Source organism: Crossiella sp. SN42, assembly GCF_023897065.1.
Classification (GTDB): domain Bacteria; phylum Actinomycetota; class Actinomycetes; order Mycobacteriales; family Pseudonocardiaceae; genus Crossiella.
The window spans coordinates 1-24,956 of record NZ_JAMHIV010000060.1 but is presented as its reverse complement, the minus strand read 5'-3'; the positions used below and the strand labels follow the sequence as shown (position 1 = coordinate 24,956).

26 protein-coding genes, 2 tRNA genes and 1 pseudogene are annotated in these 24,956 nt (G+C 70.3%); 13 read left to right on the top strand and 16 right to left on the bottom strand.

The window, feature by feature from the left end:
* Positions 1 to 8: 8 nt before the first annotated feature.
* The 5 genes from M8C13_RS42795 to tig form a co-directional block, all read right to left on the bottom strand.
* On the bottom strand, positions 9 to 605 hold the full coding sequence (locus M8C13_RS42795) for an alpha/beta hydrolase (RefSeq protein WP_252486571.1): 597 nt from the start codon (positions 603 to 605) through the stop codon (positions 9 to 11).
* Between the two features lie 91 nt (positions 606 to 696).
* Positions 697 to 1,977 (bottom strand): ATP-dependent Clp protease ATP-binding subunit ClpX, encoded by a 1,281-nt coding sequence (gene clpX / locus M8C13_RS42790; RefSeq protein WP_252486570.1) that lies wholly within the window; start codon positions 1,975 to 1,977, stop codon positions 697 to 699.
* A gap of 231 nt (positions 1,978 to 2,208) precedes the next feature.
* The gene (locus M8C13_RS42785; RefSeq protein WP_252486569.1) at positions 2,209 to 2,841 is read right to left on the bottom strand and encodes an ATP-dependent Clp protease proteolytic subunit; all 633 of its coding nucleotides are present in this window, start codon (positions 2,839 to 2,841) and stop codon (positions 2,209 to 2,211) included.
* Positions 2,842 to 2,872: 31 nt separating this feature from the next.
* Positions 2,873 to 3,454, bottom strand: a complete 582-nt coding sequence (locus M8C13_RS42780; protein ID WP_252486582.1) for an ATP-dependent Clp protease proteolytic subunit — start codon at positions 3,452 to 3,454, stop codon at positions 2,873 to 2,875.
* 195 nt (positions 3,455 to 3,649) lie between these two features.
* Complete coding sequence (gene tig / locus M8C13_RS42775; RefSeq protein ID WP_252486568.1) at positions 3,650 to 5,014, bottom strand: trigger factor; 1,365 nt, start codon at positions 5,012 to 5,014, stop codon at positions 3,650 to 3,652.
* 253 nt (positions 5,015 to 5,267) lie between these two features.
* Here tig and M8C13_RS42770 point away from each other — a divergent pair, with 253 nt between their 5' ends.
* Entirely contained in the window at positions 5,268 to 5,873 is a 606-nt protein-coding gene (locus M8C13_RS42770; protein WP_252486567.1) for a hypothetical protein, read from the top strand.
* A 12-nt stretch (positions 5,874 to 5,885) separates the two neighbouring features.
* Positions 5,886 to 6,476, top strand: coding sequence for a response regulator transcription factor (locus tag M8C13_RS42765; RefSeq protein WP_252486566.1), 591 nt, complete (start codon positions 5,886 to 5,888; stop codon positions 6,474 to 6,476).
* 122 nt (positions 6,477 to 6,598) lie between these two features.
* On the opposite strand, the gene M8C13_RS42760 is transcribed toward M8C13_RS42765, so the two are convergent.
* Positions 6,599 to 6,672: transfer RNA gene (locus tag M8C13_RS42760), tRNA-Pro, on the bottom strand.
* Between the two features lie 71 nt (positions 6,673 to 6,743).
* Between M8C13_RS42760 and M8C13_RS42755 the strand changes: the two genes are divergently transcribed.
* The 4 genes and pseudogenes from M8C13_RS42755 (at position 6,744) to M8C13_RS42745 (ending at position 8,112) form a co-directional block, all read left to right on the top strand.
* Positions 6,744 to 6,817, top strand: a tRNA-Gly gene (locus M8C13_RS42755).
* 172 nt (positions 6,818 to 6,989) lie between these two features.
* Positions 6,990 to 7,172 (top strand): annotated as a pseudogene (locus M8C13_RS45710) (TetR family transcriptional regulator); the annotation flags it as partial.
* A gap of 84 nt (positions 7,173 to 7,256) precedes the next feature.
* Positions 7,257 to 7,634, top strand: a complete 378-nt coding sequence (locus M8C13_RS45705) for a hypothetical protein (protein ID WP_252486584.1) — start codon at positions 7,257 to 7,259, stop codon at positions 7,632 to 7,634.
* Entirely contained in the window at positions 7,618 to 8,112 is a 495-nt protein-coding gene (locus tag M8C13_RS42745) for a nuclear transport factor 2 family protein (RefSeq protein ID WP_252486565.1), read from the top strand. The genes M8C13_RS45705 and M8C13_RS42745 overlap by 17 nt, the downstream gene beginning before the upstream one ends.
* Position 8,113: 1 nt before the next feature.
* Here M8C13_RS42745 and M8C13_RS42740 read toward each other — a convergent pair whose 3' ends face one another.
* Positions 8,114 to 8,782, bottom strand: a complete 669-nt coding sequence (locus tag M8C13_RS42740) for a 1-acyl-sn-glycerol-3-phosphate acyltransferase (protein WP_252486564.1) — start codon at positions 8,780 to 8,782, stop codon at positions 8,114 to 8,116.
* 72 nt (positions 8,783 to 8,854) lie between these two features.
* Positions 8,855 to 9,394, bottom strand: coding sequence for an NADAR family protein (locus tag M8C13_RS42735; RefSeq protein ID WP_252486563.1), 540 nt, complete (start codon positions 9,392 to 9,394; stop codon positions 8,855 to 8,857).
* A 73-nt stretch (positions 9,395 to 9,467) separates the two neighbouring features.
* Between M8C13_RS42735 and M8C13_RS42730 the strand changes: the two genes are divergently transcribed.
* Complete coding sequence (locus M8C13_RS42730; protein ID WP_252486562.1) at positions 9,468 to 10,043, top strand: suppressor of fused domain protein; 576 nt, start codon at positions 9,468 to 9,470, stop codon at positions 10,041 to 10,043.
* 415 nt (positions 10,044 to 10,458) lie between these two features.
* Here M8C13_RS42730 and M8C13_RS42725 read toward each other — a convergent pair whose 3' ends face one another.
* Positions 10,459 to 11,163, bottom strand: coding sequence for a maleylpyruvate isomerase family mycothiol-dependent enzyme (locus M8C13_RS42725; protein WP_252486561.1), 705 nt, complete (start codon positions 11,161 to 11,163; stop codon positions 10,459 to 10,461).
* Between the two features lie 59 nt (positions 11,164 to 11,222).
* Here M8C13_RS42725 and M8C13_RS42720 point away from each other — a divergent pair, with 59 nt between their 5' ends.
* On the top strand, positions 11,223 to 12,428 hold the full coding sequence (locus tag M8C13_RS42720) for a GNAT family N-acetyltransferase (RefSeq protein ID WP_252486560.1): 1,206 nt from the start codon (positions 11,223 to 11,225) through the stop codon (positions 12,426 to 12,428).
* A 103-nt stretch (positions 12,429 to 12,531) separates the two neighbouring features.
* Positions 12,532 to 13,272, top strand: a complete 741-nt coding sequence (locus tag M8C13_RS42715; RefSeq protein ID WP_252486559.1) for a hypothetical protein — start codon at positions 12,532 to 12,534, stop codon at positions 13,270 to 13,272.
* Here M8C13_RS42715 and M8C13_RS42710 read toward each other — a convergent pair whose 3' ends face one another.
* The 3 genes from M8C13_RS42710 to M8C13_RS42700 are packed head-to-tail and all read right to left on the bottom strand — an operon-like array spanning position 13,273 to position 14,931.
* Positions 13,273 to 14,079, bottom strand: coding sequence for an Fpg/Nei family DNA glycosylase (locus M8C13_RS42710; protein ID WP_252486558.1), 807 nt, complete (start codon positions 14,077 to 14,079; stop codon positions 13,273 to 13,275). It lies immediately after the preceding gene.
* A gap of 18 nt (positions 14,080 to 14,097) precedes the next feature.
* A complete protein-coding gene (locus M8C13_RS42705) occupies positions 14,098 to 14,439 on the bottom strand; it encodes a hypothetical protein (RefSeq protein ID WP_252486557.1) in 342 nt (113 codons plus the stop codon).
* Between the two features lie 18 nt (positions 14,440 to 14,457).
* Positions 14,458 to 14,931 carry a ribose-5-phosphate isomerase gene (locus tag M8C13_RS42700; protein ID WP_252486556.1) on the bottom strand — a complete coding sequence of 158 codons (474 nt, stop codon included), beginning with the start codon at positions 14,929 to 14,931 and terminating at the stop codon, positions 14,458 to 14,460.
* 66 nt (positions 14,932 to 14,997) lie between these two features.
* Here M8C13_RS42700 and M8C13_RS42695 point away from each other — a divergent pair, with 66 nt between their 5' ends.
* The 3 genes from M8C13_RS42695 (at position 14,998) to M8C13_RS42685 (ending at position 17,758) form a co-directional block, all read left to right on the top strand.
* A complete protein-coding gene (locus M8C13_RS42695; RefSeq protein ID WP_252486555.1) occupies positions 14,998 to 15,759 on the top strand; it encodes a 2-phosphosulfolactate phosphatase in 762 nt (253 codons plus the stop codon).
* 13 nt (positions 15,760 to 15,772) lie between these two features.
* Positions 15,773 to 16,588: an MBL fold metallo-hydrolase gene (locus M8C13_RS42690; protein WP_252486554.1), complete on the top strand. Its 816-nt coding sequence runs from the start codon at positions 15,773 to 15,775 to the stop codon at positions 16,586 to 16,588.
* A gap of 180 nt (positions 16,589 to 16,768) precedes the next feature.
* Positions 16,769 to 17,758, top strand: coding sequence for a hypothetical protein (locus tag M8C13_RS42685; RefSeq protein WP_252486553.1), 990 nt, complete (start codon positions 16,769 to 16,771; stop codon positions 17,756 to 17,758).
* A gap of 77 nt (positions 17,759 to 17,835) precedes the next feature.
* On the opposite strand, the gene M8C13_RS42680 is transcribed toward M8C13_RS42685, so the two are convergent.
* From M8C13_RS42680 to M8C13_RS42660, 4 genes are all read right to left on the bottom strand, one after another.
* Entirely contained in the window at positions 17,836 to 18,039 is a 204-nt protein-coding gene (locus M8C13_RS42680; RefSeq protein WP_252486552.1) for a cold-shock protein, read from the bottom strand.
* A 270-nt stretch (positions 18,040 to 18,309) separates the two neighbouring features.
* The gene (locus M8C13_RS42675; protein WP_252486551.1) at positions 18,310 to 19,683 is read right to left on the bottom strand and encodes an L-serine ammonia-lyase; all 1,374 of its coding nucleotides are present in this window, start codon (positions 19,681 to 19,683) and stop codon (positions 18,310 to 18,312) included.
* An 85-nt stretch (positions 19,684 to 19,768) separates the two neighbouring features.
* On the bottom strand, positions 19,769 to 21,142 hold the full coding sequence (locus M8C13_RS42670) for an aldehyde dehydrogenase family protein (RefSeq protein ID WP_252486550.1): 1,374 nt from the start codon (positions 21,140 to 21,142) through the stop codon (positions 19,769 to 19,771).
* A 475-nt stretch (positions 21,143 to 21,617) separates the two neighbouring features.
* Complete coding sequence (locus M8C13_RS42660) at positions 21,618 to 22,232, bottom strand: DsbA family protein (protein WP_252486549.1); 615 nt, start codon at positions 22,230 to 22,232, stop codon at positions 21,618 to 21,620.
* A 167-nt stretch (positions 22,233 to 22,399) separates the two neighbouring features.
* Between M8C13_RS42660 and pepN the strand changes: the two genes are divergently transcribed.
* The coding region (gene pepN / locus M8C13_RS42655; protein ID WP_252486548.1) for an aminopeptidase N at positions 22,400 to 24,956 on the top strand (2,557 nt) is incomplete at its 3' end.

The following is a 24,956-nucleotide window of genomic DNA, read 5'->3' as shown; positions in this document are numbered from 1 at the left end:
TCGTTCTACTACGAGCGCGCCCCGGCCGGGCTGTTCCCACCCAGACTCGGCACCTGTCCCAGCGTCCACGCCAGCACCTCCGGCCAAGCCCCGAACCCGGCGTCCTCGTTGAGGTGCTCCCCGCCAGGCACCAGGTCCAGCTCCACCCCGAGCCCCCTGGCCAGCCCCATCGCCTCCAGCCGGGAGCAGTACGGATCGCCCTGCCCCGCCACCAGCCGGGTGATGCTCGCCGCCCGCCGCAGCGCCCGCGAGTCCACCGGAGCCGGATGCAGCCCACTCACCTCCGGATGCCGCCACCCCGGCCCCGGCGGCGCCACCAGCAGCACCCGGTGCGCTCGCCGGTCCCGCCCGTCCACCCCGGCCGCGTGGTGCAGCCACAGGTTCGCGCCCAGCCCGTGCGCGAGCACCACCAGGTCAGCCGAGGGCGGCGCGGCGGCCAGGCTCGCCCGCAGCACCGGCAGCCACTCGCCCAGCTCCGCCCCTGGCAGCTCCGGCGCGTCCACGGCCATCCCCAGCCCGCGCAACTGTCCGGCGAGCCAGCTCAGCCAGTGCCCCCGCCCAGCACCCCGCCACCCGGGCAGCAGGACCACATGCAGCGCTCGCATGATCCACAAATACCGCGCGAAGCCCCCTGCCGGGCTGTCTCGACGCGCAAGACAACCTGATCAGGGGGCTTCGTGAAGAGTGCGCTTCCGCTCAGGCGGACTTGTCGCGGCGCTCCCGGCGGCTCGGCTGCCTGGAGACGATCGTCGGGTTCACGTTCTCCCGGACGGTCTGCTCGGTGATGACCACCTTGGCCACGTCGGTGCGGCTGGGGATGTCGTACATCACCGGCAGCAGCACCTCCTCCATGATCGCGCGCAGCCCACGGGCGCCGGTGCCACGCAGCACCGACTGGTCGGCGATGGCCTCCAGCGCGGTCTTGGTGAACTCCAGCTCCACGCCGTCCATCTCGAACAGCTTCTGGTACTGCTTGACCAGCGCGTTCTTCGGCTCAGAAAGGATCTTGACCAGGCTGGGCTTGTCCAGGTTCATCACACTGGCCACGATCGGCAGCCGGCCGATGAACTCCGGGATCAGCCCGAACTTGATCAGGTCCTCCGGCATGACCTCGCCGAAGACGTCGGTGGTCTCGATCTCGGCCTTGGACCGGATCTCGGCGCCGAAGCCGACCCCGCGCTTGCCGGTCCGCTCGTGCACGATCTTCTCCAGGCCCGCGAAGGCCCCGGCCACGATGAACAGCACGTTCGTGGTGTCGATCTGGATGAACTCCTGGTGCGGGTGCTTGCGCCCGCCCTGCGGCGGCACGCTCGCGGTGGTGCCCTCCAGGATCTTCAGCAGCGCCTGCTGCACGCCCTCACCGGAGACGTCCCTGGTGATCGAGGGGTTCTCGCTCTTGCGAGCGATCTTGTCCACCTCGTCGATGTAGATGATGCCGGTCTCGGCCCGCTTGACGTCGTAGTCGGCGGCCTGGATCAGCTTCAGAAGAATATTCTCGACGTCCTCGCCGACGTACCCGGCCTCGGTCAGCGCGGTGGCGTCCGCGATGGCGAACGGCACGTTCAGCAGCTTCGCCAGGGTCTGCGCGAGGTAGGTCTTGCCGCACCCGGTGGGACCGAGCATCAGGATGTTGGACTTGGCGATCTCAATGCCGTCGTCCCGGCCATCCCGGCCCCGGTCACCAGCCTGAATGCGCTTGTAGTGGTTGTAGACCGCCACCGACAGCGTGCGCTTGGCCTCGTCCTGCCCGATCACGTACTGATCGAGGAACTCGTGGATCTCCAGCGGTTTGGGCAGCTCGTCAAGCTTGACGTCGCCCGCTTCCGCCAGTTCCTCCTCGATGATCTCGTTGCAGAGGTCGATGCACTCATCGCAGATGTACACGCCGGGGCCGGCGATGAGCTTCTTGACCTGCTTCTGGCTCTTGCCGCAGAAAGAGCACTTGAGCAGGTCTCCGCCGTCACCGATACGTGCCATGGCCGCTGACCTCTGTCCCCTCTGGCGCGCCCTGCCGACGCGCCTGGCCGTGTTCGCTGTTGACGGTACCCGCACTACCCCGGCAAGCGGGAGGTCGACAAGCTCTCTGAAGCATCCAGACCTGTCACTGAATACTTCCGAGTGCCCCAGCCTCCCCCGAGCACGCCGAGCACCGCCAGTCCTACCGGGTGCTCGGCGTGTCGCAGTTCACGGGTACCGCTTGGCTCCTTGTCAGGACTGGGCCGCGGACAGCTTCCGGTACGGCAGCACGGTGTCCACGATGCCGTATTCCTTCGCCTCTTCCGCGGTCAGGATCTTGTCGCGGTCGATGTCCTGACGGACCTGCTCCGGCGTCTTGTCAGTGTGCCGGGCCAGCGTGGACTCCAGCTGACGGCGGATCCGCTCGATCTCCCGCGCCTGGATCTCCAGGTCCGACACCTGACCGTACACCCCCTCGGTGGAGGGCTGGTGGATCATGATCCGGGCGTTCGGCAGCGCGCCGCGCTTACCTGGAGTGCCCGCCGCCAGCAGCACCGCCGCCGCCGAGGCCGCCTGGCCGAGGCAGAAGGTGGCGATGTCCGGCCGGACGTACTGCATGGTGTCGTAGATGGCCATCAGCGAGGTGAAGGACCCGCCGGGCGAGTTGATGTACATGGTGATGTCGCGGTCCGGGTCGTCGGACTCCAGGAACAGCAACTGGGCCATGACGTCGTTCGCCGAGGCGTCGTCGATCTGCACCCCGAGGAAGATGACCCGCTCCTCGAAGAGCTTGTTGTAGGGGTTGGACTCCTTGACCCCGTAGCTGGTGCGTTCCACGAAGGAGGGCAGCACGTAACGGGACTGAGGGCGGTAGAGCTCGCTCATCTCTGATTACTCCTCGTACTCGTGCTGGCGCTCAGCCGCGCGGCAGCTGGCTGGCGGAGCTGGCCACGTGGTCGATGAAGCCGTACTCCTTGGCCTCCTCCGCGGTGAACCAGCGGTCGCGGTCGGAGTCGGCGATGATCTTCTCGACCGGCTGTCCGGTCTGCGTGGCGATCAGCTCGGCCATCTCACGCTTGTGCTTGATCAGCATCTCGGCCTGGATCGCGATGTCCGCGGCGGTGCCGCCCAGACCGGCCGAGGGCTGGTGCATCATGATCCGCGCGTGCGGCAGCGCGGAGCGCTTGCCCCTGGCGCCCGCGGAGAGCAGGAACTGACCCATCGAGGCGGCCAGGCCCATGGCCACGGTGGCCACGTCGGGCTTGATCAGCTCCATGGTGTCGTAGATGGCCATGCCCGCGGTGACCGAGCCGCCGGGGGAGTTGATGTAGAGGTAGATGTCCCGCTCATCGTCCTCGGCCGCGAGCAGCAGCAGCTGAGCGCAGATCTGGTTCGCGATGGTCTCCTCGACCTGGGAGCCCAGGACGATGATGCGCTCACGGAGCAGCCGCTCGTACACCGAGTCGTTGAGGTTCAGCCCTGCGCTGCCCGCGCGCATCTGGGGCGCCGGGACGGTCGGGTACTGCGTCACGTGTGCCTGCCTTTAGGTCTGGAGGATCTCTACAAACGACCCTAACGAACGCGGGCGGTGTCGTACTCCCGACACCGCCCGCGTTCGCTAACAGCGTGTTCCGGAATTATTCGGAGCCCTGCTCGCCAGGGGCGACCATGACACCGAAACCCGCGTCACTGACTACTCAGCGGAGGCTTCGGCCTTCTCGGCCTCGTCCTTCTTGTTCACGTTGCCGAACAGCTCGTCCAGGTCGACCTTGTTGCCGGAGGCGTCGGTCACCGTGGCCTGGGCCACCACGCCGGCCAGCGCCTTGCCGCGGCGCACGTCGGCGTAGATCGCGCCGAGCTGGCCGGACTGCTGGGCCCGCTGCACGTACTCGTCCGGGCTGATGCCGAAGCTCTGCGCCTGGTAGACGATGCGCTCGGTCAGCTCGTTGTCCGAGACGGTGGTCTGCTCGGCGTCGGCGATGGCGTCCAGCACCAGCTGGGTCTTGACCGTGCGCTCGGACTCGGCGCGGGTCTCCGCGTCGAACTCCTCGACGGTCTTGCCCTGGGTGGCCAGCCACTCGGCGAAACGGGCCTCGTCGTGCTCGAAGCGGTGCACCGCGTCGTGCTTGCGCACCTCGACCTCGGCGTCCACCGCGGCCTCCGGCATCGGCACCTCGGTGGCCTCCAGGAGGGCCTCGAGGACCTTGTCCCTGGCCTCCATGCCCTGCTGCATGGCCTTGACCCTGGCGAGCCGGGTGCGCAGGTCGTCCTTCAGCTCGTCCAGGGTGTCGAACTCGCTGGCCAGCTGGGCGAACTCGTCGTCCAGCTCGGGCAGCTGCCGCTCCTTGACGGTCTGCACGGTGACGTTGACCGAGGCCTCGCGGCCGGCGTGCTCACCGGCCACCAGGGTGGTGGTGAACGACTTGGTCTCCCCGGCCGACGCGCCCACCAGGGCCTCGTCGATGCCCTCGACGAGCTGGCCGGAGCCGATCTCGTAGGACAGGCCGTTGGTGCGGGCGTCCTCGACCTCGTTGCCGTCCACCGTGGCGGACAGGTCGACCGAGACGAAGTCGCCGGTCGCGGCCGGGCGCTCGACGCCGACCAGGCTGCCGAAGCGAGCGCGCAGCTCGTCCAGCTGGCTGGTCACGTCCTCCTCGGTGACCTCGACGTCCTCGACGGAGACCGTCAGCTCGCCGAAGGCGGGCACGGTGATCTCCGGACGGATGTCGACCTCGGCGGTGAACTCCAGGCTCTGCCCGTCCTCGATCTTGGTGACCTCGATCTCCGGGCGGCCCAGCGTCTTCACCTCGCCGGCGTTGACGGCTTCCAGGTACTTCGCCGGAATGGCCTCGTTGACGACCTCGTCCAGGACAACGCCACGGCCGAGGCGGTTCTCCAGCACCCGCGCGGGCGCCTTGCCCGGACGGAAGCCGGGGATCCGAACCTGCTTGGCCAGCTTGCGGTATGCCCGGTCGAAGCTCGCCTTGAGCTCGTCGAACGGCACCTCGACGTTGATCCGGACGCGCGTCGGGCTCAGCTGCTCGACGGTGCTCTTCACGTATTCTCCTCGTGCGAACAAAAACAGGCGCGTGCCAACACCCGCACGCCAGCGGCGCCGGGTCCTCCGGCGAGTCTAAGCGCACCCGCCGAGTACTTCGGTCCCGGGTGCGCCAACGCCCCGCGAACTGGCCGCGCAGCGTGATCGAGCGCTGACCCCGCGTTGCCGGAACCGTTGTGCCCGACCCCCCCGCTTGCCTACGCTCGGTTCCGGATCATCCCGCCGCCGGTCCGTTCAGGGAGAGGGCGAGTCGATGACGAGATCCCGTTGGCGGCAAGGACTTCCGGCGCTGCTGACCGGGCTGCTCCTGCTGGCGGCCTGCGGCGGTGGCCAACCGGCTCTACCCGTGGCCGCGCACGGCGCGCACGGCGCCCCGACCAGCGCCGCGAGCGGTCCGCGCGCCGGTTCGGCCGCCCTCGGCGAGGCGATGCCCTCGATGACCGCGCTGATCGACTGGATGAAGCAGAAGACCGGCGCCTGCACGGACGCGAAAACTGTCAGCAAGGCGGAGCTGCCCGGCTACCTCGGCGAGGTGCGCGCACTGCGCTACGAGCCGTTCATCGCCGAGTGGGCCACCTGCGCGGTGCCGGAACACGCCAAGATCGGCCTGGTGCTGCTCAAACCTGACAAGATCAAGTCCATGCAGGAGTTCTGGCTGCGCGGTCTCCGCGAAGGCGCCATCACCGAGAACCCGGACTTCGGCTTCGGCAACGGCTTCGCGGTCACCTCAGCCGAGTTCGGCTCGGAGAAGCTCGGCCTCCGCCACCTGTGGTGCAAGCCGATGACGGGCGTGCAAGCGGACACCTTCCCCGCCGACGCCGAAGGCTGCGTCTTCGCCGCCCTGCCCGGCCACCACTGAACCCCGTCCCCCATGCCGCCGCCCCTGCGCATCCTGATCGCCGACGACCACCCCCTGTTCCGCATCGGCCTGCGCGACCTGCTCCGCGGCGACGGCCACGAGATAGTCGGCCTGGCCGCCGACGGCTTCGAAGCGGTCCGCCTGGCCGCCGAGACAGCCCCCCACCTGGTCCTGATGGACCTGGCCATGCCCGTCATGGACGGCTACGAGGCCATCGCCAAGATCCTGGCCAGAGACCCCAGCATCCGGGTCGTGGTCCTCACCGTCTCCGAAGACCAAGAGGCCATCCTCAAGTCCATCAAGGCAGGCGCCGCCGGCTACCTGCTCAAAGGCGCGGGCCCGGCAGAACTCAGAGCAGCCATCGACCAGGCCTGCACCGGCGAACCCCTGACCGCCCCGGCCCCACCCCACGAGCTGACCGACCGAGAACACGAACTACTACGCCTACTGGCAAAACGCCTGGACACAGCCACCATCGCCGAACGCCTGCTGGTGAGCCCCAAAACAGTCCGCAACACCATCAGCAGACTCCAGAACAAGCTAGGCCTCAGCGACCGCCACGCCCTGATCCGCTACGGCGTACAACTAGGGCTGGACGAGTAAAAACCACGCTGGTTCAGCACCAGCCGCACCGTGGGGGTCCGGGGGCTCGGGCCCCCGTGTGTGACCTTGGGGCCGAGGCGGCCTGCGCGTTCCGCAGGCACACCTCGGCCCCGAGGCGGAAATCGGGATGACAGGATTTGAACCTGCGACCCTCCGCTCCCAAAGCGGATGCGCTACCAAGCTGCGCCACATCCCGGGGTACCGCGTGCAGACCATACCGTGCGACCCGCTACCCTTACATCGGAGCCCAGGCAACCGGGCTCCAACGCGGGCGTAGCTCAATGGTAGAGCCCTAGTCTTCCAAACTAGCTACGCGGGTTCGATTCCCGTCGCCCGCTCCACGCCGCACGCCCCGTGGTCGCGCTTTGCGCTTCCCCGGGGCGTTTCGCCTTTTCAGCGGGGGCCGAGCCCCCGCGCCCCCACGCCGGCGGGCTTCGCCCCCGGACCCCCTTCTGGGCTCGCTTCGCATCGCTACCTGACGGGGGTTAGGTTGTCGTGTACCTTACCTAACTGATGTCAGGTAACGGGGTTCGTAAGCGTCTTAGTCCTGCTGAGCGGCGGGGGGTGATCCTTCGGGCTGCTGGGGAGGTTTTTGCGGCTCGGGGGTATGTGGGGGCCTCTATGCGGGAGGTGGCTGCGGCTTCGGGGGTTACTACGCCGGTTTTGTATGACCACTTCGCTGACAAGGGTGCGTTGTATCGGGCGGTGATTGAGGAGCATGCCGCTGGGCTGAACCTTGCTTGGGGGGCTCCGCCTGGCTCGTTGTCGCCGGAGGGGTTGGTGCGGCACACGTTGTCGCTGATCTTTGGGTGGATCGAGCGCAATGGGGTGGGGTGGCGGTTGTTGTTCGGCGAACCGCCTGCTGACCCGGCTGTCGCGCCTGCCCACCAGCGTGGTCAGGACGACGCGTCGGCGGCGCTGACCGCGCTGCTGCACCGGATTCCGCACCTCGGCCTGCCATCGGGACTGTCCCGCGACCAGGGCGCGGCTGCTTTGGCGGAGGCGACCAAGTGGACGGTGAACGCGATGGCGTCCTGGTGGCTGCGGAACCCGGAGGTCACCCGGCCGCAGATCGAGGCGCTGACCGCGGACCTGATCTGGCGCGGACTGCACGGACTGACCACTACCGAGGGGAACCACGATGAGCACGACAACTGAGCGCTACCGCACCGCGGGCGAGGCCGGCGACCTGGCGGGAGTGCTGGCGACACTGGCCGAGGACGTGGTGCTGCACTCGCCGCTGACGACGCGGGTGCGGTTCGAGGGCAAGGCGGAGGTGCGCGCGGTGCTGACCGTGGCCCTGCGGGAGCTGAAGGGGTTGCGGTACCGGTCTGACGTTGGGGACGAGCGGACGCGGGTGCTGGTGCACACGGCGACCGTGGGCGGGCAGGAGTTGGAGGAGACGGCCCGGGTCGAGCTGAACTCGGAGGGGCTGATCTCCTCGATCACGCTGTCGGTGCGACCGCTGCCGGGGCTGACGGCGTTGATGGCGGCGTTCGCTGGACCGATCGCGCGCGAACTGGGCAAGCCGCGCTGGGTGGTGCTGGCACTGACCCTGGCCAGCAAACCGCTGGCGCTGCTGACCAGGGTCGGGGACCGGCAACTGGTGCCGCTGGCGACCCCGGACCGGGGCTGAGTCAGGCGGCGGCTGGGGGCTTCTCGTAGCGGTCGACGTACTCCTGGCCCGAGAGTTCCATGATCTGGTACATGATCTCGTCGGTCACCGAGCGCAGGATCGGCAGGGACTCGTTCATCCCGTCGTACCGGTTGAACTCCAGCGGCTTGCCGAAGTGGATGGTCACCGGGCGGATGCGGGGGATCTTCTTGCCGACGGGCTGGAGGCGGTCGGTGCCGATCAGGCCGACCGGGATGACCGGGGCGCCGCTGGTGAGGGCGAGGCGGGCGACGCCGACGTGGCCGCGGTGCAGCTGGCCGTCGCGGGAGCGGGTGCCCTCGGGGTAGATGCCGAAGGCGCCGCCTGCCTGCAGGACCTCCAGGGCGGTGTCCAGGGCCTGGCCTGCGGCTCGGCCCTTGCCGCGTTCGACCGGGATCTGGCCGAGGGCGGTGAAGACCCAGCGCATGATGGCGCCCTTGACGCCCTTGCCGGTGAAGTACTCGGCCTTGGCCAGAAAGGCGACCTGGCGGGGGACGACCAGGGGGAGCATCAGGCTGTCGGCGAAGGACAGGTGGTTCGCGGCCAGGATGAACGCGCCCTTCTTGGGCAGGTTGTCCAGACCGATCACCGTGGGGCGCCACACCAACCGGACCAGCCGACCCAGTAGCCGCTTGAGCAACCTGTACAGCACCGAACCTCCTCGACACGCCTGCCCACTGAGCCTACGTCCTCAGGTGACCGGCGTTTGACGGCGCGGTGACGACTACGCGGCGGCGCGCAGGCGGTCGCGCACCGCCATCAGGGCGAAGCCGAGCAGGTTCTCCCCCGGCCACTGCGCGGGGTCGGCGGCCCTCGGGTCGTCGGCGGCCAGGCCGATGCCCCAGACCGGATCCAGGGGGCTGGCCTCGACCAGGACCCGGTCGCCGGTGGCGAGCAGGTAGGCGCCCAGGTCGGGGTGCTGGGTGAACTTGAGCAGGTTGCCCGCGACCACGATGTCGAACCGGCGGGCGGCCCAGGTCTCCTGGTCGAAGGAGCGGACCTGGCGGCCGAGGGTCTTGGCCTCGCCGGGGTGGTCGGCGGCCAGGATCTTGGCCGCGGTGTCCTGGTCCTCGAACAGCAGCGCCTTGTGGAACATCATGTAGTGCTCGGCGCTGCGCAGGCGCAGGCCGTCGTCGTCCAGCTCGGCAGGCCACCACTGGCTCAGGCAGCCCTTGCCGGCGCTCCCGTCGGGCTCTGGGCGGTGGCCCCAGAACAGCAGCAGCTTGGGCCGGTCCGGCCGGGCCAGCAGATCGGCCTTGGTCATGGCGGAGATCCTGCCACCGGTTCACGCCTCTGCCCCACAGACATCCGCCCCTGGCCGGGGCAGACTCCGCCTGGTGCAGCTGATCCGACACCTGGAGCGCCACCTCGGCCCGCCGGAACACGAGTGGGACACCGACGACACCGGCGCCCCGATGCCGTTCCGGATCATGCGGTTCGGTCCGGACCGGCCCTTCGGCGGGGTGCGCACGCACGCCACCATCGGCCTGTCCGCGCACCGGCTGGACCTGCCCGGCGGCTGGGTGTGGCAGGAGCTGGTCATGCACACCAGGGACGGGCAGCTGCAGGAGTTCGTGCCCGCGCTGCTGGACCAGGTGGGGGCCGAGCTGCTGGGTTCCGGGCAGGGGCTGGCGCGGGGGCAGGTGATCGGGCCGAGGGGGCAGATCTTCCCGGTCGGCGAGCTGACCGCGTTCTACGCGGCGTTACCGGTCTATCTGCCGGATGAGTTCCGGACGGTGACGGTGGGCGAGCGGCCGGTGCAGCTGACCTGGCTGATCCCGATCACCAGCAGCGAGGCGGAGTTCGCGCAGCGTGTCGGCTGGGCGCAGTTGGAGAAGGCATTCGAGAACGAGGACCCGGATCTCACCGATTTCCACCGACGTGGTGTTTCGGCGGCTCGCCAGTTCGAATAGCGGGAATGGTGAAAGCCGCGCTGGTGTCCCGCTAACGGGGAGGAACACCAGCACGGCGCCCTACTACCTAGCCACCTGTGGTGACGTCCACTCCTTCGAGCTAGCACTTCTCGGGGGATTTGTTCGGTTTTCCGTGCGGGTCGCGGGCCGCACAGGCCGTTAGTTAACCGGGAATTCCGGCGGCTGTCGCTTCCCGAACGAGTGAGAACGTGAACACGCCTCGTAGTCGGCCGATACCGACCGCAACGGTGACAAGCAGTGACATCGATCTTGCCACCATCTGGTTGCAACACCCTTCTCGGGTGATAGCTGAGAGTCACGACTTGTTCGACTGAACGGGTGGTCACGCGAAGCCCCAGTCGGGCAAGGCCCAGTCCGGCAGGCGGCGGAAACTCACCTGGATGGCCCAGAGTGATCAGGTGACGGCGGCGACCGCGGACCGGAGCGCGGCCACCGCGGCCGGGTCGCCCTCGACTGTCAGCCCGGCCGCCCCGCCCCGGCCCCACAGCCACAGGTCCAGCGCACTGGCCGGGCCGCGCAGCACCGCTTCCGGCTCGGCGCCGTCGCAGAAGTCGACCACCGACGGGTTCAGCCCGACCGTCCACTCCCGGCCCGGAACCTCAAGCCGCACAACGTGTTCACCGCTGACGACCGGCGGCTGGTGGGCGCCCAGCCACAGCGTGAGGACCTCGTCCACGCCGTCCGCGGCCAGCTCGGCCGGGACCGGGGTGACCACGCCCAGCGCGGACTCCGCGTCCACCCGGTGGATCACCGCCTCGTGCGCCATCCGCCGGAGCCAGAACCCGATCGTGCGGTCCCACGGGCACCAGGTCGGGCACGGCCGGTCGGCCTGGCCGGGGCCGAGCAGCTCCAGCAGGGTGGCCGAGGCGGTGGCGAAGGCGTCCGGCGCGGACGCCGGGACCGGTCTCGGCTGGCGCCTGCGGCCGGTCCGGATCCAGTCCGCGACCAGCCCGAACACCGAGGCCAGGTGCGCGGTGAGCGCGTCGGCGGTCCAGCCGGGGCAGGTGGGCACCGGCGCGGCGGGCCCGGCCGAGGTCACGGCGGCCTGGAACTCAGCCACCGCGGTGTCCAGTGCCGTGTGCAGTGCTTCGGGGCGCATCGGCCCACCCTGCCCAAATCCGTTCGCGCCCGTCCACAACCTGCGGTAGCAACACGGGCATGACCTCAACGCTGACGGTCCGCCCGCTCACCGCCTCGACCCTGTCCGAGCACCTCGACATCTGCCGCACCGCCTTCTACGGCGAGCCCGACGATCCCGCCCGCGAGGCCCAGCTCCGGATGTGGGACCCGGCCCGTTTCCGGGGCGCCTTCGACGGCGCGGAGCTGATCGGCGGCGGCGGCATCTGGCCGAGGCGGATGACGTTGCCGGGCACCGGCGCGCACTCCTTCGCCGGGGTCACCATGGTCGCGGTCGCGCCGGGGCAGCGCAGGCGGGGCGCGCTCACCGGGGTGATGCGGTCGCTGCTGCACGACCTGCACGCCGAGGGCGGCGACCCGTTCGCCGCGCTGTGGGCCTCCGAGGGCGGCATCTACGGCCGGTACGGCTACGGCATCGCGGTGGAGCGCCAGGAGATCGAGATCGACAAGGGCGCCAGGTTCCTGCCTGCCGTGGACACCGGGACCGACCGCGTCCGCGAGGTGTCCAGGGAGGTCGCCGAACCGCTCATGCGCGAGCTGCACGCCAAGATCGCCGCGCAGACGCCGGGCTGGCTGGAACGGGACGCCGACGCCTGGCACTACCGGCTGCTCGACGGGCCCCAGCAGCGCAACGGCCGCCAGGCCTTCCGGTTCGCGGTGCACCCCGAGGGCTACGCGCTGTTCCGGATGCACCAGCGGCAGGTGCTGGCGGTGGAGGTGCACGAGCTGGTCACCACCGGCCCGGTCGGCTACGCCGCGCTCTGGCGGCACCTGCTCGACGCGGACCTGGCCGGCCTGGCCGACTACTGGTGCGCCTCGCTGGACGACCCGCTGCCGCACCTGCTGGCCGACCCGCGCGCGGTCCGGCGCGTACGCGGCGACGCGCTCTGGCTGCGGCTGGTCGACGTGGACCGCGCGCTGCCGCTGCGGCGCTACGCCGGGCCGCTGGAGACCGTGCTGGAGCTGACCGACGAGTTCTGCCCGTGGAACGCCGGCCGCCTGCGGCTGCGGATCGGTGCGGACGGCCACGCCGAGGTGACGCGCACCGAGGACGAGCCGGAGCTGGCGCTGAGCACCACCGAGCTGGCCTCGGCCTTCCTCGGCGGGGTGCGGCTGACCGCGCTGTCCGCCGCGGGCCGGGTGCGCGAGCTGCGGCCGGGCGCGCTCGCGCCGCTGAGCCGGGCATTCCTGACAGATCCGGCGCCGCACACCATCGAGAACTTCTGAGTGCCCTGCCTCACCCGGCGGTGGGGAACGGCCCGGCCGGGTAGCCCGTTGGAGAGGGTGACCGCGGGAGCCACCCGCGGCGCCCTGCTATCGGGAGGCACCCTTGAGTACGGCAATCGTGCTGTTGCTGCTCGCCGTGGTCATCGTGGGCGGGGTGCTGTACGCGTCCCGGCAGAAAGCCGCGCGGGCACAGCAGCAGCTCAACGACGAGAAGGCCGACGCGCGCCGCTGGATCGAGCGGCTGGGCGGCCAGGTGCTGAACCTGGTCGGCACCAACGAGGCGGCCCGGCAGGCGCTGGCCGACGCCTCCGGCAGCTACACCGCGGCGGGTTCGCAGATCGAGCAGGCCACCTCGGCGGCGCAGGCCCAGTTGGCCAAGCAGACCGCGATGGAGGGCCTGTACTACGTGCGGGCGGCCAGGGTCGCGATGGACATGGACCCCGGTCCCGCACTGCCCGACCTCAACGGCCAGCGCAGCGCGGGCACGGTGTCGGAGGACCGCGAGGTCACCGTGGAGGGCCACCAGTACGCGGTGGCGCGCACGCCGAGCTCGCACACCCCGCACTACTTCCCGGGCGGCATGGTGGCGGGCAGGCCGCTGCCGCAGGGCTGGTACAGCGAACCGATCTGGAAGCCGGCCAGGGCCACCGGTTCCTGGGGCTCGGGCGCGGGCATGCTCTTCGGCGCGATGTTCGCCGGTATGGCTGGTGTGGCGATCGCCAGCATGGCCGGTGACCTCATCGGCGGCATCGGCGAGGGCCTCGGCGACATGGGCGACAGCCTGGCCGAGGGTTTCGGCGACTTCGGTGACTTCGGCGGTGGTGACTTCGGCGGGGACTGGTGATCAGTCCGGCTGGCAGCCGGGGCACCAGTACAGGTTCCGGCTGACCAGCTCCGACCTGGCCACCGGTGTGCCGCACACCAGGCAGGGCAGTCCGGCCCGGCGGTAGACGTAGACCTCGCCGCCGTGCCGGTCCACCCTGGGCGCCCGGCCGGTGGCCCCGGGCAGGTGCTCGGGGCGCACCGTGTCGATCCGGCCGGCCCGCACGCCGTCGGACATCAGCTCGACCAGGTCCGCCCAGATGGTCTCCCACTCGGCGCGGCTGAGGTCGCGGCCCGCGCGCAGCGGCGGGATGTGGTGCCGGAACAGGACTTCGGCCCGGTAGACGTTGCCGACCCCGGCCAGCACCGACTGGTCCATCAGCAGCGCGGCGATCGAGGTCTTCGACTTGCTGATCTTCGCCCAGGCCCGGTCCGGGTCGGCGTCCGCGCGCAGCGGGTCCGGGCCGAGCCGGGCGCGCAGGGCGTTGAGCTCGGTGTCCCCGAGCAGGCGGCAGGCGGTCGGGCCGCGCAGGTCGGTCCAGTGCTCCGGGCCGACCAGGCGCATCCGCACCTGGCCCTGCGGCGGCTCCACCGGCAGCTCGCGTTCGCTGAACGTGCCGTACAGGCCCAGGTGCACGTGCACGGTGACATCGCCGTAGTGGTGGAACAGGTGCTTGCCGTGCGCCTGCGCCGACTCGAACACCCGCCCGTCCACCACGGCGGCCTCGGCGGCGAAGCGGCCCTGCGGGCTGGACACCTCGACCCGGTGCCCGGCGAACTGCCGGTGGTGCAGCAGGGCGAATCGGTGCAGGGTGTGGCCCTCTGGCAACTCAGCGCTCCTCGTCGGCTACTTCGGCCACCAGGCGACCACGGACTGGATCGCGTAGGCCAGCAGGCAGTAGCCACACACTACGAACCCGCGCAGTACAGCCGAGGCCCGGTCCGCGGTCTCCCGGTGCTTCAGCCCCAGCCACACCCCGGCCACCGCCGCGACCAGCACCAGGACCACCCCGGCCAGCATCATCTGCAGGCCGACGCCGAGCACGCAGTCCGGCTGCCCGCACGGCGGGTCGCCCGGCCCGGCCAGCCACGGCACCAGTGCCGCCTCGCCGAAGTAGAGGGCCAGCACGCCGAGCAGCGTGCCGAAGGTCGCGACCAGCGGAGTGGCCAGCCAGGCAGATCGACTCACCCGGCTGGCTTACCCAACTCAGGCGCTCGGCAAAGCAGGCGGCTCGCCGGTGCGCTCGTACTCGCTGAGCAGGCCGATCCGGCGGGCGTGCCGCGGCTCGCCGGAGAACTCGGTGGCCAGGAACGCCTCCACGATCGCGGTGGCCTCCTCGGTGCTGTGCATCCGCGCGCCCACCCCGGCGACCAGGGCGTTGTTGTGCTGGCGGGACAGCTGGGCGGTCTGCACGCTCCAGGTCAGCGCGGCACGGCAGCCGGGGACCTTGTTCGCGGCGATCTGCTCGCCGTTGCCGGAGCCGCCGATCACCAGGCCCAGGCTGCCCTCGTCGGCGACCACCCGGCGGGCGGCCTCGACGCAGAACGGCGGGTAGTCGTCCTCGGCGTCGTAGGTGTGGGGGCCGACGTCGACGACCTCGTGACCCTGCTCGGTCAGGTGGGCGACGAGGTGGTTCTTCAGCTCGAAGCCTGCGTGGTCGGAACCAAGGTAAACGCGCACGGGCACGCAGTCTGCCAGCACCGATATTCGCCTGACCTGGGCGGTCGGCTTTGCGAGGCTGGTCACATGACGGTCTTCGGGCAGGACGGCTTCCAGGTGCGGTTGGAGTGGGGCGGCGAGGGGGTGGCGATGCTGGCGCCGCGGTGCGCGGTGCTGGTCGTGGTGGACGTGCTGGTGTTCACCACCACGGTGGACGTGGTGGTGAACAGGGGCGCGCGGGTGCTGCCCTTCGCCACCGCCGACGAGGACGCGCAGCGGGCGGCGGAGGCGCGCGGCGCGGTGATCGCCGGGCTGGGGCTCTACACCAGCCCGACCGGCTCGGTGGCCACCAAGGAGAAGTGGTCGCTGCGGCCCTCCTCGCTGACCGAGGTGCCCCAGGGCACGCTGCTCGGCCTGTCCTCGCCCAACGGCGGCACGCTGTGCGCGCGGGCGGCCGCGACCGGCGCCACCGTGCTGGCCGGCTGCCTGCGCAACGCGAGCGCGGTGGCGGCCAAGGCGCTGGAGCTGGCCGGGGACCGGCCGATCGGCATCATCGCCGGCGGCGAGCGCTGGCGGATCGACCAGGCCCGGCCGCTGCGGCCCTCGCTGGAGGACTACCTGGGCGCGGGGGCGATCGCGCACGGGTTGCGGCACGGGCGATCCGGCGAGGCCGAGCTGGCCGCGACCGCGTTCGCCGCGGTGGCCGACCGGGTGCCGGAGCTGCTGGCAGACTCCGTGTCCGGACGAGAGCTCACCGAGGCCGGGCTGGCCGCGGACGTCGAGCTGGCCGGGGCGGTGGACAGCAGCACGGCGGCACCGGTACTGGTGGACGGGATCTTCGGCGCCTAGGGAAGGACGGGTCGTGGACGGTCGCTGGGTCGAGGTCGCCGAGGGTGTGCTGGTCCGCAGGCACACCGAGCTGGACCTCAACACCGGGCTGGTGCTCGGCGAACAGGGATGCCTGGTGATCGACACCCGCGGGGACGGGGTGCAGGGCGCGGAGCTGGCCGCCGCGGTCCGCGAGGTCACCCCGCTGCCCTGGCGGGTGGTGCTCACGCACGCGCACTTCGACCACAGCTTCGGCGCCTCGGCCTTCGCGCCCTGCGAGATCTGGGCGCACCAGCGCTGCGGCCCGGCGCTGGCCGCGGGCGCCGAGGCGGACAAGAAGGCCTGGAGCGAGTACTACCGCGAGCAGGGCCGTCCCGAGGTGGCCGAGGCGATCCTGGCCGCCGAGCCGGTGCCGCCGACCCACCCGGTGGCCGAGCGGACCGAGCTGGACCTGGGCGGGCGGGTCGTGGAGCTGCTGCCCACCGAGCACGGGCACACCGACCACGACCTGCTGGTCTGGCTGCCCGAGGTCTCGGTGGTCTTCACCGGCGACCTGGTCGAGCAGGGCGCGCCCCCGGCGTTCAAGGGGTCTTGGCCGCTGGCCTGGCCCGCCGCGGTGGAGCAGGTGCTGGCGCTCAAGCCCTCGGTGGTGGTGCCGGGGCACGGTGAGCCGGTGGACCGGGCCTTCGTGCGGGAGCAGCTGGCCGAGCTGGGCCGGGTGGCCGAGCTGTGTGCCGAGGTCAGCGCCGGGCGGCTGGATCGCGCTGCGGCACTGCGTCGCTCCCCGTACCCTGAAGACTTCACCGCAGATGCACTCCAAAGTGTTACCAATCACTCTGGCCACGCCTAGCAGCACCAAATACTTGTGACACTGAGCCATCGGTCTGTTGCGTAAAGTCCGAGAGTACCTACTCAATCGGGCTTCACCTCGCCTGGCTCGGTGAGCTGAACTATGCTCCGTGTGACAAGTGTCAAGTCAGCGTCGTAGGTGACTCCCTGTGATTGCCTGCCACGTGGCGAGGAGGTGCTCGTGCACCAAGAGCCGCAGCCGACCACGACTGCGCACCGGCCGGTGTACAACGGCTCCCCCGCTCTGCCCGAACCCAGCCGTGAGCTGGCCGAAGTGCTGCAGAAGGGCCCGTTCTCCAGAGCCCTGCACCTCGCGATCGAGGCAAGCGGGCTGAGCCTGGACCGGATCCAGTACCGGCTCGCCCAGCGTGGGGTGAAGGTCAGCCTGACCACGCTGAGCTACTGGCGACACGGGCGCAGCCGCCCGGAGCGCCCGGACTCGCTGCGCGGGGTGCACATCCTCGAAGAGGTGCTGCGCCTGCCGGCGAACTCACTGATGAGCCTGCTCGGCCCGCGCCGGCCGCGCGGCCGCTGGCTCTCGCACACCCCCGGCAGCCTGGACACCGAGCGCCTGTGGGAGTCCCCCGACGGCCTGACCAAGCTGCTGGAGCGGCTGGAGGTGCCCTCCACCTCGCAGCTGACCAGGCTGAGCGTGCACGACACCTACCTGCTCGGCGCGGACCGCTCGGAGAAGAGCCTGCGGGTGCGGGAGGTGGTGCGCGCCGAGGTCGACAAGGTCTCCCGGCACTTCCTCTACTACCGGGGCGACGACCCGGACCGCCCGGCGCCGTTGATCACCTCGACCCGGTACTGCCGGCTGGGCCGGGTGCGCTTCGACCCCGACAGCAACTTCATGGTGGCCGAGCTGGTGCTCGACCGGGTGCTCTCCGCCGGGGACACCACGATCATGGAGTTCGAGCTGGAGTGCCAGTCGACCACTCCCGCGCACTTCTACGACCGGCGTTTCCGGACCCCGGCCCGGGACTACGTGCTCCAGGTGCACTTCGACCCGGCGATGGTCCCGGCGCGCTGCTTCCGCTACCACCGCCAGCTGGCCAACGCGCCCGAGCAGGACGTGCAGGAGCTGTGGGTGGGCGCCTCCAACACCGCGCACTTCGTCTCGCTGGACGTCTCGCCCGGCATCTACGGCGTGCGCTGGGACTGGGACTAGCCGCCCAGAACTACTCCAGACAAACCGCGGGCCCGCATCCGATGGGGATGCGGGCCCGCGGTGCGTCGTGAACGAAATCAGATCGCGCTGACCCGATCCGCCTGAGGACCCTTGGGGCCCTGAACGACCTCGAACTCCACGGCCTGGTTCTCCTCCAGGGACCGGTAACCGGAGCCCTGGATGGCCGAGAAGTGCACGAACACGTCAGGTCCGCCGCTGTCCTGGGCGATGAAGCCGAAGCCCTTTTCCGCGTTGAACCACTTGACCTTGCCGGTTGCCATAAAACTCCTCGTCAATGCGAGCGGTACCACCAATGGCAGTGGTCCCGTCTCACCCCCGCGCCGCCCACGAGCAGGCCTCGTGGACAGAGCGAGCGGCCATGACGCTACAGGGTGATGCCGTCCGGAAACAGATGGGAGGCGACAGTCGGCTACGCCCAGTTCACTTCCAGGTCGTGCGCGCGCTTGTCTTCCACAGCCTCAAAACAGCCGCAGAACGGCACCGAGCAGGCACTCCGCCGACCCAGTCGATCACTGGCGGCCGGAGCGGGCTCAGCACTCGATGACGTTGACGGCCAGGCCGCCGCGCGCGGTCTCCTTGTACTTGACCTTCATGTCGGCGCCGGTCTCGCGCATGGTCTTGATCGCCTTGTCCAGCGAGACGAAGTGCGTGCCGTCGCCGCGCAGCGCCATCCGGGAGGCGGTGATGGCCTTGATCGAGGCGACCGCGTTGCGCTCGATGCACGGGATCTGCACCAGGCCGCCGATCGGGTCGCAGGTCAGGCCCAGGTTGTGCTCCAGGGCGATCTCCGCGGCGTTCTCCACCTGCTCCGGGGTGCCGCCCAGCACCTCGGTGAGGCCGGCCGCGGCCATCGAGCAGGCGGAGCCGACCTCGCCCTGGCAGCCGACCTCGGCGCCGGAGATGGAGGCGTTCTCCTTGAACAGCTGGCCGATCGCGCCCGCGGTCAGCAGGAAGCGGACCACGCCGTCGTCGTTGGCGCCCGGCACGAACCGGGCGTAGTAGTGCAGCACCGCGGGCACGATCCCGGCCGCGCCGTTGGTGGGCGCGGTGACCACCCGGCCGCCTGCCGCGTTCTCCTCATTGACCGCCAGCGCGAACAGGGTCACCCAGTCCATCACCCGCAGCGGGTCGGTGGTGTAGTGCTCGTTGGACAGGGTCTGGAACAGCCCGGCCGCGCGGCGCTGCACCTTCAGCCCGCCGGGCAGGGTGCCCTCGCGCGCGCAGCCGCTGCGCACGCAGTCCTGGATGACCTGCCAGATGTGCAGCAGGCCCTCCCGCACCTCGGGCTCGGTGCGCCAGGACAGCTCGTTGGCCAGCATCACGCCGCTGATCGGCAGGCCGGTCTCGATGGTGCGCTCCAGCAGTTCCACGCCGTTGCGGAACGGGTGCCGGACCGGGGTGTCGTCGACCTTGATCCGGTCGGCGCCCGCGGCGGTCTCGTCCACCACAAAACCGCCGCCGACCGAGTAGTAGGTCCGGCTGCGCAGTTCCTGCCCCGAGGCGTCCAGCGCGGCGAAGGTCATGCCGTTGGGGTGGTACGGCAACGACTTGCGCCGGTGCATGACCAGGTCGGTCCGCTCCTCGAAGGCGATCTCGTGGCTGCCCAGCAGCCGGAGCCTGCGCCGCTCGCGGATGGCGGCCACCCTCGGCTCGACCGAGGAGGTGTCCACCGTCTCCGGGTCCTCGCCCTCCAGGCCGAGCAGCACGGCCTTGTCGCTGCCGTGCCCGTGGCCGGTGGCGCCCAGCGAGCCGAACAGCTCCGAGCGCACGGTCACCGTGTCGGCCAGCAGCCCGTCCGCCTTCAGGCCGTTGGCGAACGTGCATGCGGCCCGCATCGGTCCCACGGTGTGGGAGCTCGACGGCCCGATACCGATCTTGAACAGCTCAAAGACGCTAATCGCCAACTCGTCCACGCTCCGTTGAGTGGGGAGGGGGCGGCGGCCCCATCCGGTCACCTACGAGTGTGACACGAGCGGAGGAGTGCCCCGGTTAACGCTGGATGGCCTTCAATTCGGTGAACTCCTCCAGTCCGTGCAGTCCCATCTCCCTGCCGTTGCCGGACTGCTTGTAGCCGCCGAAGGGCGCCACCGGGTTGAACGCGCCGCCGTTGATGTCCACCTGCCCGGTGCGCATCCGCCTGGCCACGGCCAGCGCGCGGTCGGCGTCGGCGGAGTAGACCGAACCGGCGAGGCCGTAGATGGAGTCGTTGGCGATGGCCACCGCGTCGTCCTCGTCGGCGTAGGGCAGCACCGCCAGCACCGGCCCGAAGATCTCCTCCTGGGCGATGACCATGTCGTTGCGCACGTTGGCGAACACGGTCGGCTGGACGTAGTAGCCGACCGGGGTGTGCGCCGGGGTCTCCGGGCCGCCCACGGCCAGCGTGGCGCCCTCGGCGACGCCCTGCCGGATGTAGCCCTGGACCCGCTCCTGCTGGGCCTTGGTGACCATCGGGCCGATCCTGGTGGCCGGGTCGGTCGGATCGCCCGGCACGTACTTGGCCGCGGCCTCGGTGAGCAGCCCCACGAACTCCTCGTGCAGCCGCGCCGGAATCAGCGCCCTGGTGCGCGCGGTGCAGGTCTGCCCGCTGTTGATGAAGCAGTGCGCGATGGCCTGCTTCGCGGCGCCGGCCAGGTCGGCGTCGTCCAGGATGATGTTGGCGGACTTGCCGCCCAGCTCGAGTGAGACCCGCTTCACGGTCTCGGCCCCGACCGCGGAGATCCGCCGCCCGGCCGCGGTCGAGCCGGTGAAGGAGATCATGTCCACCAGCGGGTGCGCGACGATCGCCTCCCCCACCGTCGGCCCGTATCCGTGCACCAGGTGGAAAACCCCGTCCGGCACACCGGCCTCGCGCACGATCCCGGCGAAGGCCTCGGCGGTGAGCGGAGTCACCTCACTCGGTTTGAGCACCACGGTGCACCCGGCGACCAGCGCGGGCACCACCTTCGCCACGACCTGGTGCAGCGGGTAGTTCCACGGCGTGATCGCGCCCACCACGCCGATCGGCTCGCGCAGCACCAGCGAGTTGCCGATCTCCTCGCTGAAGTCGTAACCCTGGTCGACCAAGTCCACGAACCCGCTCGCCACCGCCACCGGCAAACTGGCCTGCACCCTGGTCGAGAAGCTGATCGGCGACCCCATCTCCGCTGTGATCAGCTTCGCCAGCTCGTCCCGCCGCGCGGCCACGCCCGCGGCGATCCGGCGCCCGAGCTCGGCCCGCTCGGCCAGCGGGGTCGCCGCCCAGGCGGGGAAGGCCGCGTGAGCCGCGCGCACGGCGGCGTCGACGTCGGCGGCGGTGCCGGCCGGGACGGAGCCGATGACCTGTTCGGTGGCTGGGTTGATCACTTCGATGAGTTCGTTCGCCATGGGGTCAGGGTGTCATGGAGCGGGGCGGGGGTTGGGGTGCTGGGTGTCCACAAAGGACGAGAAGAGGGCGGTTGGGCAGGGTTTGAGGGCGGGCTTGGGGTGGGGCAGGGCGGGGGTTGGCGTGGAGCAGGGCGGGTTTTGAGGTGAAGCTGGGCGGGATTTGGGCTGGGGCGGGTGGATGGCCGGGATCGGTCAGGTGGCGGCCCGGCGCGGGTGCTTGTCGCAGCCCGGGTAAGACGACCGGTCATATTGAGTTCAGGCCGAGCAGACCCCTACCCCCGTTTAAGACGACCGGTCACATTCGCTTCCACCCCAAGACGACCGGTCACATTCGTCTCCACCCCAAGACGACCGGTCATATTCGCAGAACGAGGCGAGGATCCCTCTCGCGGGCGCGGATCGCTGGCACCACCCCAGCCGCACAAGCGAAGGACCGCCCTCCAGCACGCGCCGGAAAGCGGTCCCTAGCTCACTCTCAGGAGAAGTCCGGGTCCTCGGTCCGCGTCCGCTTCAGCTCGAAGAAGTGCGGGTACCCGGCGAGCAGCCGAGCCCCGTCGAACACCTTCCCCGCGTCCTCGCCCCTCGGGATCTTCGACAGCACCGGCCCGAAGAACGCGACCCCGTCCACGTGGATGGTCGGCGTGCCCACCTCCATGCCCACCGGGTCCATGCCGGCGTGGTGGCTGGCCTTCAGCGCCTCGTCGTGGTCGGTCGTGTGGGCCGCCTCGGCGAGTTCCGCGGGCAGGCCCAGCTCGGCCAGGGCTTCCTTGATCACGCCGTCCATGTCGTCGCCGCGTCCCTCGTTGTGGATGCGGGTGCCCAGCGCGGTGTACAGCGGGCGGAGGATGTCCTCGCCGTGGGACTTGGCGGCGGCGATGGCCACCCGGACCGGGCCCCAGCCCTTCTCCAGCAACTCCTGGTACTCCGGGGGCAGGTCGCGGCCGGCGTTCAGCACGGACAGGCTCATCACCCGGAAGTGCAAGTCGATGTCACGGACCTGCTCGACCTCCAGGATCCACCGCGAGCTGATCCACGCCCACGGGCAGAGCGGGTCGAAGTAGAAGTCGACTCGGGGGGTCTCAGCGCTCATGACGCCTCTTTCGGTTTATGGCTGTTGACGAGCCTCGGGCAGCACGTCCTGCCTGCTACCAACCGCGCGCGGGGGCGAACTCTTCCCGGGAGCGGGAAACCGTTTCGACGTTCGTGGTTTGATGCCTGACGTCGTGCATCCCCAATAGCAAGAACACGAGGTGACCCGTGGCCGCACCGAACCTCACGGTCGAGCAGGCACAGCAGCGTGCCGCCCTCCTGGAGGTGGAGTCCTACGCGATCGAGCTGGACCTCACCGACGGAGCGGGCGGGCCGGGCGAGAACACGTTCCGCTCGACCAGCACGGTGCGGTTCGCCAGCCGTGAGACCGGCGCCCAGACCTTCGTCGACCTGGTGGCCGCCGGGGTGCGCAGGGCCGTGCTCAACGGCGTCGAGCTGGACGTCTCCGACTTCCGCGAGGAGGACGGGATCACGCTGCCGAACCTGGCCGAGCGCAACGAGCTCGTCATCGAGGCCGACTGCCGGTTCATGAACACCGGTGAGGGCGTGCACCGCTTCGTCGACCCGGTGGACGACGGGGTGTACCTCTACACCCAGTTCGAGACCGCGGACGCCAAGCGCATGTTCGCCTGCTTCGACCAGCCGGACCTGAAGTCGGTCTACCAGCTCACCGTGCTGGCGCCCGCGGACTGGAAGGTGCTGTCCAACAGCGCCACCGAGTCCACCGAGCAGGCCGAGGGCGGTGTCCGGCACGTCTTCGAGACCACCAAGCCGATGTCGACCTACCTGGTCGCGCTGGTCGCCGGTCCGTACGCGGAGTGGCGCGACGTGTACACCGACAGCGAGGGTGAGATCCCGCTCGGGCTCTACGTGCGCGCCTCGCTGGCCGAGTTCGCCGACCACGAGCGGCTGTTCACCGAGACCAAGCAGGGCTTCGAGTTCTTCAACAACGCCTTCGGGGTGCGCTACCCGTTCGGCAAGTACGACCAGTGCTTCGTGCCGGAGTTCAACGCGGGCGCGATGGAGAACGCGGGCTGCGTGACCTTCCGCGAGGAGTACATCTTCCGCTCCAGGGTCACCCGCTACGACTACGAGCGCCGGTGCGAGACCCTGCTGCACGAGATGGCGCACATGTGGTTCGGCGACCTGGTCACCATGCGCTGGTGGGACGACCTGTGGCTGAACGAGTCCTTCGCCACCTGGGCCAGTGTGCTCGCGCAGGCCTCGGCCACCGAGTACAAGCACGCCTGGACCTCCTTCGCCAACATCGAGAAGTCCTGGGCCTACCGCCAGGACCAGCTGCCCTCCACCCACCCGGTCGCCTGCGAGATGCCCGACCTGGAGGCCGTGGAGGTCAACTTCGACGGCATCACCTACGCCAAGGGCGCCAGCGTGCTCAAGCAGCTGGTGGCCTACGTGGGCCTGGACAACTTCCTGGCCGGGCTGCGGGTGTACTTCGACAAGCACGCCTGGGACAACGCCACCCTGGCCGACCTGCTGGTCGCGCTGGAGCAGGCCTCCGGCCGGGACCTGTCCTGGTGGAGCGCGCAGTGGCTGCAGACCACCGGGCTGAACTCGCTGCGCGCCCGGTTCGAGGTGGGCTCCGACGGCAGGTTCACCAGGTTCGCGGTGCTGCAGGGCGGCGCCCGGCCCGGCGCCGGTGAGCTGCGCACGCACCGGCTGGCCATCGGCATCTACGACGAGGACGCCGACGGCAAGCTGTCCCGGGTGCACCGGGTCGAGGTGGACGTGGACGGCGAGCGCACCGACGTGCCCGAGCTGGTCGGCGTGCACCGCGGCAAGCTGGTGCTGGTCAACGACGACGACCTCACCTACTGCACGATGCGGCTGGATCCGGACTCGCTGGTCACCCTGATCGACCGGATCGCGCACATCACCGAGCCGCTGCCGCGCACGCTGTGCTGGTCGGCGGCCTGGGAGATGACCCGCGAGGCCGAGCTGAAGGCCCGCGACTTCGTCACCCTGGTGCTCGGCGGCGTGCACGCCGAGACCGAGGTCGGCGTGGTGCAGCGGCTGCTCGCGCAGGCCCAGACCGCCCTGTCCTCCTACGCCGACCCGGCGTGGCGGCCGGAGGGCTGGTCCCGCTTCTCCACCCGCGTGCTGGACCTGGCGACCACCGCGGAGCCGGGCTCGGACCACCAGCTGGCCTTCGCCAACGCGCTGACCTCCTCGGTGCTCGGCGAGGTCGAGCTGGCCGTACTGCAGGGCTGGTACGACGGCACCAACGTGCTGGACGGCCTGACCGTGGACGCGGACCTGCGCTGGCGGATCCTCCGTGCCCTGGTGGCACACGCCCGCGCCGACGAGACCGACATCGCGGCCGAGCTGGCGCGGGATGCCACCGCGACCGGCAAGCGGCAGGCGGAGCTGGCCACCGCGCTGATCCCGACCGAGGAGAACAAGGCGGAGACCTGGCGCCGGGCCGTGCACGACGACGAGCTGTCCAACTCCACCAACGAGTCGCTGATCAACGGCTTCTCCCACCCCGGGCAGAAGGAGCTGCTGGCCGGCTACACCAGCCGCTACTTCGCCGAGGTGTCCGAGGTGTGGCAGCGCCGCGGCAGCGACCGGGCGATGCCGGTGGTGATCGGCCTGTTCCCGTCCTGGGCGGTGGAGGAGGCCACGGTCAAGGCCGCGGACGCCTGGATCGCCGCTGGCGACCACCCGCCTGCCCTGCTCCGTCTGGTGAACGAGGGCCGCGCGGGCATCGTGCGGGCGCTGGCCGCCCGTGAGTTCGACCGCT

Bases quoted from the DNA above. Each gene is read 5' to 3' on its own strand.
- M8C13_RS42765 (WP_252486566.1), top strand. From the start codon at position 5,886: ATGCCGCCGCCCCTGCGCATCCTGATCGCCGACGACCACCCCCTGTTC.
- M8C13_RS42720 (WP_252486560.1), top strand. From the start codon at position 11,223: ATGACCTCAACGCTGACGGTCCGCCCGCTCACCGCCTCGACCCTGTCC.
- M8C13_RS42660 (WP_252486549.1), bottom strand. From the start codon at position 22,232: ATGAGCGCTGAGACCCCCCGAGTCGACTTCTACTTCGACCCGCTCTGC.
- M8C13_RS42795 (WP_252486571.1), bottom strand. From the start codon at position 605: ATGCGAGCGCTGCATGTGGTCCTGCTGCCCGGGTGGCGGGGTGCTGGG.
- M8C13_RS42670 (WP_252486550.1), bottom strand. From the start codon at position 21,142: ATGGCGAACGAACTCATCGAAGTGATCAACCCAGCCACCGAACAGGTC.
- M8C13_RS42680 (WP_252486552.1), bottom strand. From the start codon at position 18,039: ATGGCAACCGGCAAGGTCAAGTGGTTCAACGCGGAAAAGGGCTTCGGC.
- M8C13_RS42785 (WP_252486569.1), bottom strand. From the start codon at position 2,841: ATGAGCGAGCTCTACCGCCCTCAGTCCCGTTACGTGCTGCCCTCCTTC.
- M8C13_RS42745 (WP_252486565.1), top strand. From the start codon at position 7,618: ATGAGCACGACAACTGAGCGCTACCGCACCGCGGGCGAGGCCGGCGAC.
- M8C13_RS42735 (WP_252486563.1), bottom strand. From the start codon at position 9,394: ATGACCAAGGCCGATCTGCTGGCCCGGCCGGACCGGCCCAAGCTGCTG.
- M8C13_RS42780 (WP_252486582.1), bottom strand. From the start codon at position 3,454: ATGCGCGCGGGCAGCGCAGGGCTGAACCTCAACGACTCGGTGTACGAG.
- M8C13_RS42770 (WP_252486567.1), top strand. From the start codon at position 5,268: ATGACGAGATCCCGTTGGCGGCAAGGACTTCCGGCGCTGCTGACCGGG.
- M8C13_RS42725 (WP_252486561.1), bottom strand. From the start codon at position 11,163: ATGCGCCCCGAAGCACTGCACACGGCACTGGACACCGCGGTGGCTGAG.
- clpX (WP_252486570.1), bottom strand. From the start codon at position 1,977: ATGGCACGTATCGGTGACGGCGGAGACCTGCTCAAGTGCTCTTTCTGC.
- M8C13_RS42695 (WP_252486555.1), top strand. From the start codon at position 14,998: ATGACGGTCTTCGGGCAGGACGGCTTCCAGGTGCGGTTGGAGTGGGGC.